This window comes from Bradyrhizobium sp. SZCCHNR1043, assembly GCF_032489675.1.
Lineage (GTDB): Bacteria > Pseudomonadota > Alphaproteobacteria > Rhizobiales > Xanthobacteraceae > Bradyrhizobium.
The window spans coordinates 328,335-346,356 of record NZ_JAUEYN010000006.1 but is presented as its reverse complement, the minus strand read 5'-3'; the positions used below and the strand labels follow the sequence as shown (position 1 = coordinate 346,356).

The 18,022-nt window shown below is 66.7% G+C and carries 14 protein-coding genes; 2 read left to right on the top strand and 12 right to left on the bottom strand.

All coding sequences use genetic code 11. The annotated features are described in order from the left end of the window. Nucleotides 1-88: 88 nt before the first annotated feature. The 10 genes from ligA to murC all read right to left on the bottom strand — a co-directional run bounded on the left by ligA (nucleotide 89) and on the right by murC (nucleotide 14,918). Complete coding sequence (gene ligA / locus QX039_RS13210; RefSeq protein ID WP_315736794.1) at nucleotides 89-2,236, bottom strand: NAD-dependent DNA ligase LigA; 2,148 nt, start codon at nucleotides 2,234-2,236, stop codon at nucleotides 89-91. A 109-nt stretch (nucleotides 2,237-2,345) separates the two neighbouring features. Beyond that, a complete protein-coding gene (recN, locus tag QX039_RS13205) occupies nucleotides 2,346-4,019 on the bottom strand; it encodes a DNA repair protein RecN (RefSeq protein ID WP_315736793.1) in 1,674 nt (557 codons plus the stop codon). A 125-nt stretch (nucleotides 4,020-4,144) separates the two neighbouring features. Beyond that, nucleotides 4,145-5,035 (bottom strand): outer membrane protein assembly factor BamD, encoded by an 891-nt coding sequence (locus QX039_RS13200; protein WP_315736792.1) that lies wholly within the window; start codon nucleotides 5,033-5,035, stop codon nucleotides 4,145-4,147. A 401-nt stretch (nucleotides 5,036-5,436) separates the two neighbouring features. Further along, entirely contained in the window at nucleotides 5,437-6,396 is a 960-nt protein-coding gene (gene lpxC / locus QX039_RS13195; protein WP_315771405.1) for a UDP-3-O-acyl-N-acetylglucosamine deacetylase, read from the bottom strand. Between the two features lie 345 nt (nucleotides 6,397-6,741). Next, nucleotides 6,742-8,580: a cell division protein FtsZ gene (gene ftsZ, locus QX039_RS13190; protein ID WP_315736790.1), complete on the bottom strand. Its 1,839-nt coding sequence runs from the start codon at nucleotides 8,578-8,580 to the stop codon at nucleotides 6,742-6,744. A 90-nt stretch (nucleotides 8,581-8,670) separates the two neighbouring features. After that, nucleotides 8,671-9,990 (bottom strand): cell division protein FtsA, encoded by a 1,320-nt coding sequence (gene ftsA / locus QX039_RS13185; protein ID WP_315736788.1) that lies wholly within the window; start codon nucleotides 9,988-9,990, stop codon nucleotides 8,671-8,673. Further along, nucleotides 9,987-11,042, bottom strand: a complete 1,056-nt coding sequence (locus QX039_RS13180) for a cell division protein FtsQ/DivIB (RefSeq protein ID WP_315771403.1) — start codon at nucleotides 11,040-11,042, stop codon at nucleotides 9,987-9,989. Before QX039_RS13180 ends, ftsA begins: the two co-directional genes overlap by 4 nt. A gap of 272 nt (nucleotides 11,043-11,314) precedes the next feature. Further along, nucleotides 11,315-12,316: a D-alanine--D-alanine ligase gene (locus tag QX039_RS13175; protein ID WP_315771401.1), complete on the bottom strand. Its 1,002-nt coding sequence runs from the start codon at nucleotides 12,314-12,316 to the stop codon at nucleotides 11,315-11,317. 70 nt (nucleotides 12,317-12,386) lie between these two features. Next, nucleotides 12,387-13,310, bottom strand: a complete 924-nt coding sequence (gene murB / locus QX039_RS13170) for a UDP-N-acetylmuramate dehydrogenase (protein WP_315771399.1) — start codon at nucleotides 13,308-13,310, stop codon at nucleotides 12,387-12,389. Nucleotides 13,311-13,514: 204 nt separating this feature from the next. Next, the gene (gene murC, locus QX039_RS13165; RefSeq protein WP_315771397.1) at nucleotides 13,515-14,918 is read right to left on the bottom strand and encodes a UDP-N-acetylmuramate--L-alanine ligase; all 1,404 of its coding nucleotides are present in this window, start codon (nucleotides 14,916-14,918) and stop codon (nucleotides 13,515-13,517) included. A 359-nt stretch (nucleotides 14,919-15,277) separates the two neighbouring features. Here murC and QX039_RS13160 point away from each other — a divergent pair, with 359 nt between their 5' ends. Continuing rightward, a complete protein-coding gene (locus QX039_RS13160; protein WP_315771395.1) occupies nucleotides 15,278-16,015 on the top strand; it encodes a carbonic anhydrase in 738 nt (245 codons plus the stop codon). Between the two features lie 4 nt (nucleotides 16,016-16,019). Here QX039_RS13160 and QX039_RS13155 read toward each other — a convergent pair whose 3' ends face one another. Next, nucleotides 16,020-16,679 (bottom strand): helix-turn-helix domain-containing protein, encoded by a 660-nt coding sequence (locus QX039_RS13155; RefSeq protein ID WP_315771393.1) that lies wholly within the window; start codon nucleotides 16,677-16,679, stop codon nucleotides 16,020-16,022. Between the two features lie 15 nt (nucleotides 16,680-16,694). Here QX039_RS13155 and QX039_RS13150 point away from each other — a divergent pair, with 15 nt between their 5' ends. After that, a complete protein-coding gene (locus tag QX039_RS13150; protein ID WP_315771391.1) occupies nucleotides 16,695-16,907 on the top strand; it encodes a hypothetical protein in 213 nt (70 codons plus the stop codon). On the opposite strand, the gene murG is transcribed toward QX039_RS13150, so the two are convergent. Further along, entirely contained in the window at nucleotides 16,904-18,007 is a 1,104-nt protein-coding gene (gene murG / locus QX039_RS13145) for an undecaprenyldiphospho-muramoylpentapeptide beta-N-acetylglucosaminyltransferase (protein WP_315736777.1), read from the bottom strand. The genes QX039_RS13150 and murG overlap by 4 nt on opposite strands. Between the last annotated feature and the right edge of the window lie 15 nt (nucleotides 18,008-18,022).

The window sequence follows — 18,022 nt, the reverse complement described above, 5'->3', positions numbered from 1 at the left end:
TCTGGAATACTGGATCATCCGCTTTCGCGGATGATGACAACTGTTGGTGTCGCATCCAGCGTCTGTCGCAACCAACACTGCGGAGCAGCTACTCCCCGATCAGCTGCAGCCACTCGTCCTCGGTGAGCACCTGCACGCCGTGCTTTTGCGCGTCCTTCAGCTTTGAGCCTGCCCCCGGACCGGCGACGACGTAGTCCGTCTTCTTCGACACCGATCCCGACACTTTCGCACCGAGCCGCTCGGCAGTCGCCTTGGCCTCATCGCGCGTCATCTTTTCCAGCGTGCCCGTGAACACGACAGTCTTGGCGGCGATCGGCGAATTGCGCTTCGGCCTCTCCGCGTCGAGGATCTTGACCTCTTTCGTCAGCCGCTCGACGATGCCGCGGTTGTGGTCCTCGCCGAAATAGGCGGCGACGCTCTTGATCACGGTGTCGCCGATCTGGTCGAGCGCATCCATCTCCGCGATCGCCTCCTCGTCGCCATTGGCGACCTTGAGACAGGCCTCATGGAACGCCTCCCATGAGCCATAGCCCCGCGCCAGCGCCAGCGCCGTGGTCTCGCCGACATGGCGCATACCGAGCGCAAAGATGAAGCGCTCCAGCGCGATCTCGCGCCGCGCGTCGATGGCATTGAAGAGATTGCGCACCGAGGTCTCGCCATAGCCCTCGATCTCCTCGAGCTTCAGCTTGCTGTTGCGTGCGGCCAGCGTGAAGATGTCGGCGGGCTCCTTGACCCAGCCCTGGTCGAAGAAGAATTGGATCTGCTTCTCGCCGAGACCATCGATGTCGAAAGCGCGGCGCGAGGCGAACAGCTTGAGGTGCTCGATCTTCTGGAATGGACAGGCGAACTCACCGGTACAGCGGGCGCGCGAGCCCTCCTCGCCGGTCGCAATCTCCTCACGCACGACGTCGGTATGCAGCGGACAAGGGCACGTCTTCGGGAAGTGGAATTCCTTGGCGTGCTCCGGCCGTTTGTCGATGAGGACGTCGACCACCTGTGGGATGACGTCGCCGGCGCGCTGGATCACGACGGTGTCGCCGATCCGGATGTCACGGCCCTCGCGCAGAACCTCGCCCTTGTTGCCGATCCCCTTGATGTAGTCCTCGTTGTGCAGCGTCACGTTCTGCACGATGACGCCGCCGACACCGACCGGCTCAAGCTTGCCGACCGGCGTGAACGAGCCGGTGCGGCCGACCTGGATCTCGATGTCCTTGAGCACGGTCATGGCGCGCTCGGCCGGAAACTTATGCGCGATGCCCCAGCGCGGCGTGCGCGACACGAATCCGAGCCGCTCCTGCCAGTCGATGCGGTCGACCTTGTAGACGACGCCGTCGATATCGTAGTCGAGCTCGGCGCGCTGCTCCTCGATGTGATGATGGAACGCGATCAGCTCCTCCACCGAGTGGCAGAGCCTGGTGAGCGGATTGGTGGTGAAGCCGCAGCGCTCGAACCATTTGATCATGCCGCTCTGCGTCTCCGCCGGCATCGCGCTCATTTCGCCCCAGGCATAGGCGAAGAAGCCGAGGGGACGCGAGGCGGTGATGGCCGGATCCTTCTGCCGCAGCGAACCTGCGGCGGAGTTGCGCGGGTTGGCGAAGATGGTGTCGCCCGCTTCCTTCTGGCGCTCGTTGAGCGCGAGGAAGGCCTGCTTGGTCATGTAGACCTCGCCGCGCACTTCGCAGATGTCGGGCAGGTTGCGGCCGTGCAGCTTGTGCGGCACGTCCTTCAGGGTGCGGATGTTGGCGGTGACATCCTCGCCCTCGGCGCCGTCACCGCGGGTCGCGGCGGTGACCAGCTCGCCGCCTTCATAGCGTAGCGACATCGACAGCCCGTCGATCTTCGGCTCGGCCGAGAAATCGATGCGATCGTCGGCAAGCTTGAGGAAGCGCGCGATGCGGCCGACGAAGTCGCGCACGTCCTCCTCGGCGAAGGCGTTGTCGAGCGACAGCATCGGCACCGCATGCCGCACTTTCTTGAACCGGCCGGAGGGCGCAGCGCCGACCTTCTGTGACGGAGACTCGCTGCTGACGAGCTCAGGGAAACGCTTCTCGATCGCATTGAAGCGGCGACGCAGCTCGTCATAGGCGGCGTCCGAGATCTTCGGCGCGTCATCCTGATAATAGAGCCTGTCGTGGGTCTCGAGCTCCAGCGCCAGCCGCTTCCATTCCACCTTGGCCTGGGCCTTGGTGAGATCGGCAACGTCGACGGGCTGCTTCGGTTTTGCTGTCTTGGGCATGCTGCGTACTGTCTGCTCGTCATGGCGGGACGGCCCGAAGGCCGCCCCGAAACGACGGTTTACACAATGCGCACGCCGGAGCCAAAAGCGTTCGGCCCGATCCCTCGGCTTATGCCGCCGCAGCCTCCAGCAGCCGGTCGGCGGCGGCGCGGGCTTCGGCGGTGACCTCGGCGCCGGCCAGCATGCGGGCGATCTCCTCGCGGCGGTGCAGGGTGGCGAGCGTGTTGACCCGGGTGACGACACGCTTGCCGCGATCCAGCGCATCCTTGGAAATCAGGAGATGCTGGTCCGCCCTGGCCGCGACCTGCGGCGCATGGGTCACGGCCATCACCTGAACCCCGTGCGCGAGCCGCGCCAGCCGGGCGCCGATGGCATCGGCGACCGCGCCGCCAACGCCCGTGTCGATCTCGTCGAACACCAAGGTCGGCGCCGAGCCGCGGTCGGACAGCACGACCTTGAGCGCCAGCAGGAACCGCGACAGCTCGCCGCCCGAGGCGACCTTCATCATCGGACCCGGCCGCGTGCCCGGGTTGGTCTGGACCCAGAACTCGACCCGGTCGATGCCCTCCGGCCCCGGCGCCTCGGCGTCGCTGTCGACCTGGGTCATGAACTTGGCGCGTTCGAGCTTGAGCGGGGCGAGTTCGGCATGGACGGCCCGGTTCAGCTTCTCCGCCGACTTGGTCCGCGCCGCCGACAGCTTGGCCGCCGCCGCGGCATAGCGCGCATCGGCCGCCGCCGCCGCCGCTTCCAGCTTCTTCAACTGCTCGGCGCCGGCATCGATCAGGATCACATCGGCGGCATATTTGGCAGCCAAAGCAGCCAGACCGTCCACCGGCGTCGAATATTTGCGCGCGGCCGCGCGCAGCGCGAACAGCCGCTCCTCGATGCGCTCCAGCTCCAGCGGATCGAAATCGGTGGCCGCGAGCGCCACCGTCAGATGCTGATCGGCCTCCTCCAGGGCGTTGATCGCCGAATCGATAGCCCTCACCGCTGGATCGACCAGCGCGGGCGAGCTGACCGCGCGTCGCTCCAGCCGGCGGACCGCCGCAGCCAGCGCGGCAATCGGCGACTGGTTGCCGCTGACGGCATCCTGCGCGTCACGCAGATCGCCTGCGATCTTCTCGCCCTGCATCATGGCGGTGCGGCGGGCGGCGAGCTGCGTCTCCTCGCCCTCCTTTGGCGCCAGCTTCTTCAGCTCGTCCGAGGCATGCCGCAGATAATCGGCCTCGCGGGCCGCGCGCTCCATGCTCGCACGATGCTCATCGAGCGCCGTGACCGCGGTCCGGCGGGCCGCCCAGAGCGCCTCGACCGCGGCGACATCCTTCTCCAGGCCCGCAAAGGCATCCAGCAGCCGGCGGTGGGTGGCGGCATCGACCAGCGCACGTTCGTCATGCTGGCCGTGGATCTCGACCAGGGTGGCGCCGATCGCTTTCAGCGTCTGCACGCTGACCGACTGGTCGTTGATGAAGGCGCGGGTGCGGCCGTCGCCGTATTGAACGCGGCGCAGGATCATCTCGCCATCGGCATCCAGGCCGTTGGCGGCGAGGATCCTGGCGGCGGGATGATCCTTGCCGATCTCGAACACGGCCGTGACCTGCCCCTGGTCGGCGCCGTGGCGCACCAGGCTGGCGTCGCCGCGGCCGCCGAGAGCGAGAGCAAAGGCGTCGAGCAGGATCGACTTGCCGGCACCGGTCTCGCCGGTCAGCACCGCAAGTCCATGGGAAAATTCGAGATCGAGTCGTTCGATCAGGACGATGTCACGGATCGACAGTCGCGCCAGCATGGAACCGAAGTCCTTCGTAACGGGGCGGAACGCCCCTGAGCGAACGACTCGATGCTAGCAGCAAATAGAGAACAAAACAAGAATACAGAACAAAGCCAGACCGACCAGCCGATCTGGCCGACCGCTCAGCCCAGGCCCAGCTTCTTGAAGGCCCGAGAGATGTAGGAGCCCTTGTTCTCCTCGGGCTCGACGCCGCCCGACTTCACGAGATTGTAGGCGTCCTTATACCACTTGCTGTCGGGGAAATTGTGCCCGAGCACAGCCGCCGCCGTCTGGGCTTCGCCGACGATGCCGATCGTCATGTAGGCCTCGGTCAGGCGATACAGCGCTTCCTCGACGTGCCGCGTGGTCTGATACTGCGTCACCACCGCCTTGAAGCGGTTGATGGCGGCCGTGTAGTCGCGCTTCTGCATGTAATAGCGGCCGACATCCATCTCCTTGCCGGCGAGCTGGTCGCGGGCGCCCTCCATCTTGGCCTTGGCATTGGTGGCGTATTCGGAGGTCGGATATTTGCGTACCACCTCTTCGAGTGAGGCAATGGCCTTCTCGGTGCGGCCCTGATCGCGGCTGATGTCCGGGATCTGGTCGTAATGCGACGCGGCGATCAGGTATTGCGCATAGGCCGCGTCCGGGCTGCCCGGATGCAACGTCACGTAACGGGTGGCAGCGCCGATGCAGCCGTCGTAGTCGCCGGCCTGATAGGACGCGTAGGCCGACATCAGCAGCGATTTGCGGGCCCAGTCGGAATAAGGATGCTGGCGATCGACCTCCTCGAACTTCTTGGTCGCGCCTTTGACGTCCTTCTTCTCGTTCATCAGGAACAAGCCCTCATTGTAGAGCTTGTCCGCGGGCTCATCGACGAAGGTGTCGTCCTTGGCCAGGAATTTGTCCCAGAGTCCGCCGGTGCCGCAGCCGCTCAACAACGGCGCCAGCAGGATCAGCGACGCGGCGAGGCGGAGCCGGCCGATGCTTGCTGCGGGATGACGGAGGTCGCGCGTGAGACGCTGTATCGACATGCTTCTTTGGAACCCGATGCCTGTGATCTGATCTACGCCGCGCACCATGAAGGTCGCTTCATGACCGCGAAGGAAGAGCCCCGCCAGTGGCACGCATCACGCGGCCCCGGCCTCTCTAGCCGAAAACACTTCATCAACCAACCGCATAGGAAGCCAATCCGCCCAGATTAAGGCAAGATCGAGGCTGCCGCCGTGCATCATGGTTATCGCTGAAGAAGCCGCGGGAAAACCTGGAAATGCCGACAGCCCGTCCATGAGGAAGGATGCGGTCGGCAACAATCAATGACAAAAAATTCAGCGTACAAGATCTGCAACCGAGCAAATACCGACAGCAGAATCGTGTTGCCCCATCGCGCCCCACGAGGGACGCTATCCGTTCGCTCGAGCCTCGCAGCAGGCGCTCAGGACACGTCCGGACCGTAGGCCGGGGCGACCATGCCACCGACCATGCCACCGACGGCGTCCGCGGCCACGCGGGGACGCCGCACGGTCTCGCCTTCGACGATCCGCCAGGCGGTGCGATCGGCCATCAGAGCGGTCAGGACCGCGTGGTTGAGCTTGTGACCGCCACGGACCGAACGATAGGTTCCGAGCATCGGCAGGCCGGCCAGCGCCAGATCACCGATCGCGTCCAGCACCTTGTGGCGGACGCATTCGTCCGCGTAGCGCAGACCTTCGGGATTGAGCAGACGGTCCTCGTCGAACACCAGCGTGTTGTCGAAGGAGGAGCCGAGCGCGAAACCGGCGCTCCACAGCCGCGACACGTCGCTCATGCAGCCGAAGGTACGGGCGCGGGCGATCTCGCGGCGGAAGCGCTCGGGATTGAGTTCGAAATGATAGGCTTGGCGGCCGATCACGGGATTGGTGAAATCGATCTCGGCTTCGACCCGGAAGCCGGAGTTGTTGGGACGCAGCTCGCCCGTCGAGGCACCCATGGTCACCTGGACCGGCTTGAGCACCTGAATGTAACGCCGTGGAGCCGACTGATTGACGATCCCGGCCTGGTCGATGGCAGCGACGAACGGCGCAGCGCTACCGTCCATGATCGGTACCTCGGGGCCGTCGACCTCGATCAGGGCGTTGTCGACACCCATGCCGCGCAGCGCGGCGAGAACATGCTCGGCGGTCGAGACCAACGGGCCGTTGCGGTCACCGAGCACCGTCGCGAGCTCGGTCGCGATCACCGAACCGAAGGAGGCCTGGACCTCGCGGTCGGCCCCATCGAGGCCGGTGCGGAGGAACACGATCCCCGCATCGATCGGCGCCGGGCCAATCGTCAGGCTGACAGGCGCACCAGAGTGGACGCCTACACCGGTGACGGTGGCTTGCGAACGAAGCGTTGTTTGCCGGCTGAATTTCATCGACGATCGCCCAAGACCCCGCCTGACCCTTCATCGGTCGCCCCTCGCGAACCGACTCACTTTCAGGCATCCCCAAGTCACGGCAGAACTTAACGAGAGCCCCAAAGAGCGCCAACTCACGCTTCTTTACGGATTGTTACCCCATCTCTGCCGTATTCGCGCCAACCCTTAACCAAACTGGAACGTGGCCTTAACCCTCCTGGTTCCCGATCCAAACACCGAAAGAATAATTAATCATTTAAAATCAGTTAGTTGAAGGGAGATCAGCGCGCGCCGCGAGACCAAAAAAAGGGCCCGGCTCTCGCGAGCCGGGCCTGTTCAGCACCGTCAGGGCTGTAACAATTCTCAGGTTGCCTGCCGGCGGAGGAAAGCCGGGATATCCAAATGGTCGTCTCCCTGTGGCGCCGGGGACACAGGCGCGGGACGGCCATGGACATCCAGCCCCTGCGGCGCGGGACGGCGGGCATACTCCGAGACGGGCGATTCGTGGCTCGCAACCTGCTGAGCAACGTTCCGCTGCGGCTTCCGTTCCGGCAGGGGCGGCATCTGCGGCATGGCAGGACCCGCGGTCCGCACCGGCAGCAGAGGTTCGGCGTCCTCGTCCCGGCGGCCGAGACCGACATTTGCGAGACGCTGCAGCAGCGACATCCGGGTCTTCTGCGGATGCTCGTCGCCCTCGTCGCCCCTCGCCTGACGAATCTCGGCCTGGGCCGGCATCGGCAGGTCCTCGAACTTCGGCATGCGCGGCGCGCGAACCGGAACCCGCTCGGCGGCCTGCGGAATGAAGGTCTCGGGCAAGGCCGCCGGCTCGATCGGAGCCGCGCGCTGCGCCTCGGGCTCCGGGAACAGCGACGGCTTCTGTGCAATCGGGCGCACCGTCACATCGCCATAGGACGCTGCCTGCGCCGGGGCAGCCGACGGACCGGGCTCGCTTGCCATCGCGGCCGCGACGGCGGCCAGCGTATCGCGCTCGAGATTCGGCGCCGGACGCGGCGCAGGCGCCATCGGCGCGGGTGCCGGAGCGGCGACGGCCGGAGCCTGCGACGCCTGCTGCTCGAGCTTGGCGGCGCGTTCAGCCAGGCGCTGATTGTCGGCGCGCAGGCGCGCGGTCAGATCGGCGAGGCGGCTTTCAGGAAGACCCGCAACAGCGGTCGGGGCGGCGGCAATCGGAGCGACAGCCGCCGCCGGCTGTGAGGTCGTAACGTTCCGGTTGAACTGCGCCTGCTCGATGCCGGTGGCAACCACCGACACCCGGATCAGGCCGTCCAGCGATTCGTCGAAGGTGGCGCCGACGATGATGTTGGCGTCCTGGTCGACCTCCTCGCGGATGCGGGTCGCGGCTTCGTCGACCTCGAACAGCGTGAGGTCCTTGCCGCCGGTGATCGAGATCAGGAGACCACGGGCGCCCTTCATCGAGGAATCGTCGATCAGCGGGTTCGCGATCGCGGCCTCGGCCGCGGTCAGCGCGCGCTTGTCCCCGGAGGCCTCGCCGGTGCCCATCATCGCCTTACCCATCTCACGCATGACGGCGCGGACGTCGGCGAAGTCGAGGTTGATCAGGCCTTCCTTGACCATCAGGTCGGTGATGCAGGCGACGCCGGAATAGAGCACCTGGTCGGCCATCGCGAAGGCGTCCGCGAAGGTGGTCTTCTCGTTGGCGACCCGGAACAGGTTCTGGTTCGGGATGATCAGCAGCGTGTCGACGACCTTGTGCAGCTCCGAGATGCCCGATTCTGCGGTGCGCATGCGGCGCGCGCCTTCGAAGTGGAACGGCTTGGTGACGACGCCCACGGTGAGGATGTTCATCTCGCGCGCGGTCTTGGCGATGACCGGAGCTGCACCGGTGCCGGTTCCGCCGCCCATGCCGGCGGTCACGAACACCATGTTGGCGCCCGAAAGGTGATCGCGGATCTCGTCGATCACCTCCTGTGCGGCGGCGGCGCCGACATCCGGCTGCGAGCCGGCGCCGAGGCCCTGGGTCACCTGCGTGCCCATCTGGATGATGCGCTGCGCCTTGGACATGGTCAGCGCCTGCGCGTCAGTATTGGCGACGACGAAGTCGACGCCCTGAAGGCCAGCCGTGATCATGTTGTTGACGGCGTTGCCGCCCGCGCCGCCGACCCCGAACACGGTGATCCGGGGCTTCAGCTCGTGGATATCAGGAGGGGTAATAGTGAGTGCCATGATTGCCTCTCGATCACGCGCGGGTGGGTTCGCCCCGGCCGCCGGCCGCGGTTGGTGTTGTTGGAAATCGCATGGGATGGAAACCGGTCATCAGAAGCCCTCGCGTAGCCATCGTCCGACCTTTCCGAAGTAGCCGTCGGTTCCTGTCCCGACCTGCCGCGTATGCCGCGGTTCGACATGTTCGAGGTGCGCGTATTGCGGATAGACCAGCAGCCCCGTCGGCACCGCGAAGGCGGCGTTCTTGGCCTCGTTGGGAAGACGGCCGAAGCCAAGCGGGCGGCCGACACGCACCGGGCGGTCGAGGATCCGGGTCGCAAGCTCGACCAGCCCCGTCAGCTGGGAGGCGCCTCCGCTGAGGACGACGCGCGCCTTGGGTTCTGCCGCAAAGGGCGAATCCTTCAGCCGGTCGCGGACCATTTCAAAAATCTCCTCTGCGCGGTGCCTGACGATGTTCGCGATGGTGGCGCGGGACACGATCTGCGGAACATCCCGCTCGTTGTCACCGGCCGTCGGAACAGACATCAACTCACGCGCGTCGGACCCGCCAGTCAGCACCGTGCCATATAACGTCTTGATTCGCTCGGCATCTGCAATGCACGCTGATAGTCCGCGCGCAAGATCCATGGTCACGTGGTGCCCGCCGAGCGCAAAACCGGAGGCATGGACGAAGCGGCCGCCGGAATAGATCGCGATCGTCGTGGTGCCCGCCCCCATCTCGACCACGGCAGCGCCGAGATCGGCCTCGTCGTCGGTCAGCACCGACAACCCGGCAACATACGGGCTTGCCGCCATGGCCTCGACGTTGAGATGGCAACGCTCCACCACGAGCATCAGGTTCTTGGCCACGGTGGCGTCGGTCGTGACCACGTTCATGTCGACGCCGAACTGCCGCGCCAGCATGCCGCGGGGGTCGCGGATGCCCTTCACGCCATCGAGCGTGTAGCCGACGGGCAAGGCATGCAGCACCGCGCGCCCGTCGCCGGTGGCGTGATGCATGCCGGTTGAGGTCACGCGGCTGACATCGGCCTGGGTCACGGCGCCGCCGCGAATGTCCGAGGTGGCCTCGATCAGATGGCCCATGACGCGGCCGCCGGCGACCGGCAGCAGCACGGACTCGACCCGCACCCTGGCCATGCGCTCGGCCAGCGCGACCGCCTGCCGCACGGCCTGCTCGCATTCGACGGGATCGACGACGGCGCCGGCCTTGACGCCGCGCGACTGGATCTGGCTGTAGCCGATCAGCTCGACCGTGTGGGTGCGGCCGCGAAGCGCGTCGCTCGGCGGCGCCGGCTTCAGCCGCGCGATCATGCAGGCGATCTTGCTGGTGCCGACATCGAGAGAGGCCACAAGCGCCGTGCGCTTCTGGCCCATCGGGCGCGTCTTCGGAGTCTGGCGATCGAAGCCGGTCATGCGTCACCGGCCTTCTTCTTGGACTTCTTGTCTTTGAACAGCTCGTCGTGCGCCTTCGCTGCGTCCTCGGACAGTTGCACCGTCAGGCGGTCCGGCAGCCGCAAGTCGATGGCGACGATGTCGCGTGAGAACAGCCGATCGTCCTGATCGAGCTGGGTCAGGGTGGCGAGCGCGTTGCCGACATCGTGCTCGGGCAGGCGAATGTCGAGGCCGTCCTTGGTACGCAGGTTCCAGCGCCGCTCGCCGACGAACACGGCGGCCTTGGTGACGGCGCGCACCTGCGGGTAGCGGGCGAGCAGCGCCAGGAAATCGCGCGCGCGGCTCTCGGCCCCCTTGCCGACCACCAACGGCAGCGTCAGGAAACGGCGCGAGACATATTGCTCGAGCACGGCGCCGTCATCGGCGATGACCGAGAGGCGGCCCTCCTGCTGCCAGAGCGCGAACGCCTTGCGCTCGACGACGTCGATCTGCAGTTGGTTCGGAAAGAACTTCTGCACCGTGGCGTCGGCGATCCAGGGGTTGGCCTTGAGCCTGTCGCGCACGGCGGCGGCATCGAGGAACAGCAGCGAGGAGCGGCCGGTGACGCCGCCGACGGCGAGGATCTCGTCCTGAGTGAGCTGCCTGCGGCCATTGATCGCCACGGCCGTGATGCGGAAGCCGGCCGCATTGGCCAGCGCATTGCGGGTGTCGGACAGGGCCGCGCTGACGTCCTGGGCGTGGCCGCCCTTGACGATGCCGAGCCAGACGCTGCCGAACAAGAGCACCACGGTCGCCACGGTGCCGAGCCGGCGCGGCAGATAGCGCTCGACGAGCTCGACCACGCGCGGCGGCGCCTCACGCTCGACCATCGGCGCGAGCGCGGCCTGCATCGGCGCAAGATCTCTTCGGGTCGACCGTCGGCCCAGAGGTTGCTTCGTGTATCCCCGCGCGAAGCGGACACGCGGAAGGCGGGCCGAGACATACTCGCGCAGCAGGATTGCCGCGCCAAGGGCAGCGGCTTTCAGGTTCGCTTGAGGCCTCTGCGATCGAGCGAGGCGTCCTGCACCATCCATTGCACGAGCTCATCAAACTGTTGCGCCCGCAGATACTCGCGGACCCGCGCCTGCGCTCCCGGCCGGCCGGACACTGGTGACGTCACGACCCGGCAGCCGAGCACCACTGAGGCGCCAGCGTTAACCTTCGGACGTCCTGGTAAACAAAAAGTAAAATCGGTCCGGAGAGACCAATTTTTTCTCCGATTTATGAGGACCTTGCCCGGAATTCTTAAGCATTTTACGGGTTACAGGAACCACCGGGGACGCCGGGCCGGGTTCTTGCGGGGCGCCTACCGAACGCGGGATCGACGGCTGCGCCCCTCCGCCAAGGCGATCTGCTGATTGAGGAAATCGACAAAAGCGATCCCGTGCGCCGCGAGCGCCTTGGGGTACAGCGAGGCCGCGGTCAGCCCGGGCAGCGTATTGGTCTCCAGATAAACGGGACCATTGGCCGAGACGATGAAGTCGGTGCGCGAATAGCCGCCGCAGGACAGCGCGCGATGCGCCTTGATCGCCTCCGTCTGCAGCGCGGCCGTCACCTCCGGACTGAAGCGGCCGGGACAGATCTCCTTCGTCGCCGCGGCGAGGTACTTCGCGAAATAGTCGAAGGCGCCGTCTGCGGGGAGGATCTCGATCGGCGGCAGCGCGATCAGCGATCCATCGGCCTGTTCGAGCACGCCGCAGGTCGCCTCCGTCCCGGTGACGAAGGGCTCGATCAGATACTCCTCGGTCGCGGCTGCCGCTTTGACGGCAACGAGATCCTGGCTGGCATTGACGAAGATCAGCCCGAAGCTCGATCCGTCCTTCACCGGCTTGGCGATCAGCCTGCCGTAGCGCGCCAGCGCCGCTTCGGCGTCATCGAGCGCGACGCCCTCGGCCGCCGTCACCCCGCCGAGCACGGCGAAGCGCTTCGCCGCGACCTTGTCGAAGGCGAGGTGCGAGGCGGCCGAGCTCGAGCCGGTGAACGGCACGCCGCGAAGCTCGCACATCAGTTGAAGCTCGCCATTCTCCGCCCGGCCACCGTGGAGACCGAGCACCAGAACCCGATCCTCGGCCCTGGCGCGATCGAGAGCCTCGACGAGCGTCCCGATCCGGGGGCCATCGGCGGTGAACGGCTCCTCGAACGGCTTCGCATGCGCGACCAGCGCCGTGCCACTCGCCTGATGCACCGTCTCGTCGGCCTCCCAGAACCAGAGGTCAGCCTCGGGCAGCGCGGCATGCAGCGCCTTGGTGCTGGCGACCGAGACGAGGCGCTCCTTGTTGGAGCCGCCGAACAAAATCGTGGTGCGCATCAATGTCTTCTCGGTTGATCTCACAACCGCAGTCGCGATTGCGCTGACGTCACTTGAGCAAGCGGGGCGATCAGCTCGCCTTGACTCCGATCCGCTTGATCTCCCACTGCAGCTCGATGCCCGAACTCGCCTTGACCCGCGCACGCACGGTCTCGCCGAGCGTCTCGATGTCCTCGGCCGTGGCATCGCCGGTGTTGATCAGGAAGTTGCAGTGCATTTCAGAAACCAGGGCGCCGCCGACCTTGAGGCCGCGGCAGCCCGCGGAATCGACCAGCTTCCAGGCAGAATGTCCGGGCGGATTCTTGAAGGTCGAGCCGCCGGTCTTCTCGCGGATCGGCTGCGCCGTCTCACGATGCGCCTGCACCTCGGCCATGCGCGCCCGGATCGCCTCCGGCGCCGACGGCGTGCCGCGGAAGCGCGCTGCCGTGAAGATCAGCGACGGATCGACGCCGCTCGCACGATAGGTGAACTTCATCTCGGCATTGTTGAAGAGACGGGTCTCCCCGCTGCGGTCGATCGCAATCGCCTCGACCAGGATGTCCTTGGTCTCGCCGCCATTGGCGCCGGCATTCATCCGCAACGCGCCGCCGATCGTGCCGGGGATGCCGAACAGGAATTCGAGGCCGGCGAGATTGGCGGATGCTGCGACCTCGGCCACGCGCTTATCGAGCGCAGCCGTCCCGGCCGTGACGATGTCGCCTTCCGCCTTGACCTCACCGAACGCGCGCGGCGCCAAGCGGATGACGATGCCGGGCACCCCGCCGTCGCGCACGATGAGGTTGGAACCGACGCCAATGACGGTGACCGGCAGATCGGCTGGAAGCCGCCTCAGGAAATAAGCGAGGTCGTTGGCATCGGCCGGCGTGAACAACACCTGCGCCGGACCGCCGACGCGAAACCATGTGAACGGCGCCAGGGTCTCATTGGCCAGCAGCCGCCCGCGCAGCTCCGGCATGACGGCTTTGAGGTCGGGGGTGATGTCGGGGAAGGTCATGCGGCCGCTCTCGCATCGTGCCCCGACATCGTCAGGGTCGGCACGCACTCTCCGTTCCCTCCCCCCTTGTGGGAGAGGGTCAGGAAGGGGGGTGAGCCCCAGGCGCCGGCGCTCGTGGTGCCCCCCTCTCCATCTCTCCTCCACAAGGGGAGAGAGAGCAGAGCGTGCCGTGTGGCAGGGACCCGCTTCGTCAAGCTCACCTGGTCACCCCAGCGCCTTGAGCTCGTTGGGAAGCGCGTAGGCCCATTGCGTGATGTTGCCGGCGCCGAGGCAGACGACGAGATCGCCCGGCTTGGCGAGGCCCTTGACGATGCCGGCGAGGTCCGCGGCCTTCGGCAGCGGCACCACGTCGCGATGGCCGTGGGCGCGCAGGCCGAGCACGAAATGGTCGCGATCGACGCCTTCGATCGGCGCCTCACCAGCCGGATAGACATCGGCGACGACGACGGCGTCGGCGTCGTTGAAGCAGGTGCAGAACTCCTCGAACAGGGACTGCAGCCTTGTGTAGCGATGCGGCTGCACCACGGCGATGATCTTGCCGTTGGTGGATTCGCGCGCCGCCTTCAGCACGGCCGCGATCTCGACCGGGTGATGGCCGTAATCGTCGATCACGGTCACGCCATTCCATTCACCGGTGCGGGTGAACCGGCGCTTGACGCCGCCGAAGCCGGCGATCGCCTTGCGGATCGCCTCGTCGGACAGGCCAAGCTCGCGCGCGACCGCGATCGCCGCCGTTGCGTTCGAGGCGTTGTGCCGGCCGGGCATCGGCAGCGCGATGTCGGCAATCTCGTGCGTCGCGCCGCTCTTGCGATCGCGGAACACCACCTTGAAGCGAGAGCCGCCGCCCATCGGCGTCAGATCGACGAGGCGCACATCGGCCTGCGGGTTGACGCCGTAGGTGATGATCCGGCGGTCCTCGATCTTGCCGACCAGCGTTTGCACCACCGGGTGATCGATGCACATCACGGCAAAGCCGTAGAACGGCACGTTCTCGACGAAGGTGCGGAACGCCTCCTGCACGGCGTCGAAGGTCTTGAAGTGATCGAGATGCTCGGGATCGACATTGGTGACGATGGCGACATCCGCCGGCAGCTTCAGGAAGGTGCCGTCGCTCTCGTCCGCCTCGACCACCATCCACTCGCCGCCGCCGAGCCGCGCATTGGTGCCGTAGGCATTGATGATGCCGCCATTGATGACGGTGGGATCGAGCCCGCCGGCATCGAGCAGCGCCGCGACCATCGAGGTGGTCGTGGTCTTGCCGTGGGTGCCGGCGATCGCGACGCAGCTCTTCAGCCGCATCAACTCGGCCAGCATCTCGGCGCGGCGGACGACGGGGATGCGCTGGGCGCGCGCCGCCATCAGCTCCGGATTGTCGCGCTTGATCGCAGTGGAGACGACGACCACGTCCGCGCCGGCGACGTTCTCGGCCTTGTGCCCGACGCTGACGGTAATGCCCTTCTCGCGCAGGCGTGCGACGTTCGCATTGTCCGAGGCGTCCGAACCCTGCACCGTGTAGCCGAGATTGCACAGCACCTCGGCGATGCCGCTCATGCCGATGCCGCCGATCCCGACGAAGTGGATGGGTCCGATCTCGCGCGGCAGTCTCATGGGGCGTCTCGTCTCAAGGGTTCCGGGCGCCCGGCGGAGGGGCGCGACCGCGAATCATCAGCCCTTCTTGCAAGACATGACTGGCCTGGACAAGTCCGCCCCGGCCGTAAACATCGCCAAATTCGCAGGCGCCCGCCCGATTTTGGCCGATTTTGGCAGCTTCGCGGCCGCGATGGGCGAGCAGTTCCCGCCGGGGATGCCCGCTTCACAAATTGTTAAGCGCGATCCCACGCAAACCCGTCCCAACGGGATACCTGCAATTTTTGCGCGTTCACCGCGTCAGTTCGCGTGGCATGGGTAGTGCCGCGGCCGGCGTGCCGGTCGCGCATCTTTCAACTCTTGATGGAGAATCCCCGCCGATGTGCTCGCTGTGTGAAACGCACCCTCCCGTATTGTCCCGCCGTCGGCTGCTCGGCGGCGGCGCAGTGCTGGCTGCCGCGGCGCTCGGCGCGCTTCCGGCGTTTGCGAAGGAAGCCAAGCAGACGAGCGACATCGCAACACCCCCCAACGCGATCTCGCCGGACGACGCGATGAAGCGCATCGTCGATGGCAACGCGCGCTACGTCGCCGGCAATCTCGACAACAAGGATTTCTCGGCCGGCCGCGCGGCGCGCGCCGCGGCACAGTACCCGATCGCCGCGATCGTGAGCTGCGCCGATGCACGGGTCGCGCCGGAGCTGGTGTTCGATCAGGGGCCCGGTGAGCTGTTCGTGGTCCGGGTCGCCGGCAATTTCGTCAACGACGACGGTCTCGCCAGCCTCGAATATGGCGTCAAGTTCCTCGGCACGCCTCTCGTGCTGGTGCTTGGTCACAGCGGCTGCGGCGCCATCGATGCCACGATCAAGGTGCTCAAGGACGGCACCAAGCTGCCTGGCCACCTGCCCGCCCTGATCAATGCGCTCAAACCCGGCGTCGAGGCCGCGATCGCGAAGAAGCCGCAGGACCTGCTGGCCGAGGCCACCGCGGAGAACGTGCGCAACAATGTCCGGCGCCTGTCGACCGCTAAGCCGATCGTCGGCCGCATGGTCGCCGAGGGCAAGGTGAAGATCGTCGGCGGCATCTATGACATCGGCTCCGGCCGGGTCACGATGATCTGACGCGTCAAGCTGGCCGCAGCGCGCGATCCGCACGCGCGGCTGCGGCCGCGAGCCAGCACACCTGGTGGCAGAACCAGGCCTCCACGGAAGCCACGAAATCCGGCATCAGCGTCAGATGCCGGCGCCCGTCGCCAAAGCGCAGCAGACCGCGCTCCTCCATTGTCGCCAGCAGATTGCGGATATGGGAGCGCGAGACGCCCAGCGAGGTCGCAAGCTCCGCCGTCGAAATCTCGACGGCCTCGCGCCCAGCGGCGGAACGGGCGACGAGTGTCAGCGCCAGATGGATGCCGCTGTCGTGCTCGTCGGTCCAGGCGAGATCGGGAAATCCCGTCAGGGGCCGGTTGTCGCGGCAGAGCCAGCTCGCACATTGCCGGATCGTCTCCGCGTAGAACGCGGCGTCGTCCTGCAGACGAAGGCTCAGTCCGTCGGCATGCGTCAACCGCGCGTGGCAATCCAGATGCATGGCAAGCCAGCCTCGCAGACCCTCGAGGATGACGGCGCCTGGCACCAGATAGCGGATGCGGGCGTCCCCGGGATCGCGCTCGACGGTCACCAGCGACAGACCGCGCAACAGCGCGACGAACGCCGCCGTCTGCCGCGGTCCCGGCAGCCGCATCTGCAGGCGCGTCAGGGTCGGCCGCTCGGCCGGTTTGCGCGCCGACATGTGCATCATCACGATGTGCGCAGCAATTTCCGTCGGGGCGCGCTGACCGAACAGCTTGATCATCAGGCGCTGACCGCGCAGGGGCGCAATCAGCTGATCGCAAAATCCGACGAACACGGGCACGAAGGACGGATGGCGTCGCAAACGCATCGGATGATCATCCGCCGCGATGGCGCCCTGGTCAGCGCTCCGGTTCGTCATCGCATCACCGCGCACTCGATCAACTAGAGCGCCGCCGTCCTGATCACGAGGTCGGCCAGCCGCTCGGCGGCATCGAGCCGCCCGGCCGCGCGCGCAGCCTGGGCCATCGCTGCGAGACGCGTGGGCTCGGCGGCGAGCGCCGAGATCTCGGAGGCCAGCCTGTCGGAGGTGAATTCGCTCTGCACGATCCGGATCGCGGCGTTCGCGTCCGAGAGCACGCCGGCATTGGCAAACTGGTCCTGGTCGATGGCGCCCGGCAGCGGCACCAGGATCGAAGGACGGCCGATCGCGGCGAGCTCGGCGACGGTACCGGCGCCGGAACGCGAGATCACGAGGTGATTGGCAGCAAGCCGCGCCGGCAGGTCGGTAAAGAAGGGTTGCAGGTCGGCATTGATCTTGAGCCGGTCATAGACCGCGCGCACCCGCGCCATGTCCTCCTGCCGCACCTGCTGGGTCAGCACCAGTCGGTCCCAGAGGGCCGGCTCCAGCCGCTCGATCGCGCCGGGCACGATGTCGCTCATGATGCGCGCGCCCTGGCTGCCGCCGACGACGAGCAGCCGCAACGGGCCCGAAGTCTCCGGCGCCACATAGGGCATGGCCGCCGCTTCGAGGATGGCGGGACGCATCGGCGTGCCGACCGTGGTGGTCTTCGCCGAAAGCGCCGGATCGCGGTCGAGCACGCCAGGCAGCGACGTCGCGATCGCCTTCACATGCGCGGACAGGAAACGGTTGGCGCGGCCGAGCACGGCGTTGGCGTCGTGGATCAGGCTGGGCACGCCGGCGAGCCGCGCCGCCAGCAGCGGCGGCACGGTCGGATAGCCGCCGAAGCCGATCACGGCCGCGGGCTTGAGCCGCCGCATCAGGTTGAAGGCCGCGATGGTGCCGCTGCCGAGCAGCAGCGCGGTGCGCGCCAGCGCCAACGGCGAACGGCTGCGCACGGTCTCGCTCGGCACCACGTCGATCATGTCCGGGGTGAACAGGCCGCTGTATCGCAGCGCGCGCTCATCGGTGACGAGACGGACGCGATAGCCGCGCCTGATCAGCTCGACACCGAGCGCTTCAGCAGGAAACAGATGGCCGCCGGTGCCGCCGGCCGCGAGCAGAATGAGAGGCGCGGTTGAGGTCATGCGCTTGTTTACAGG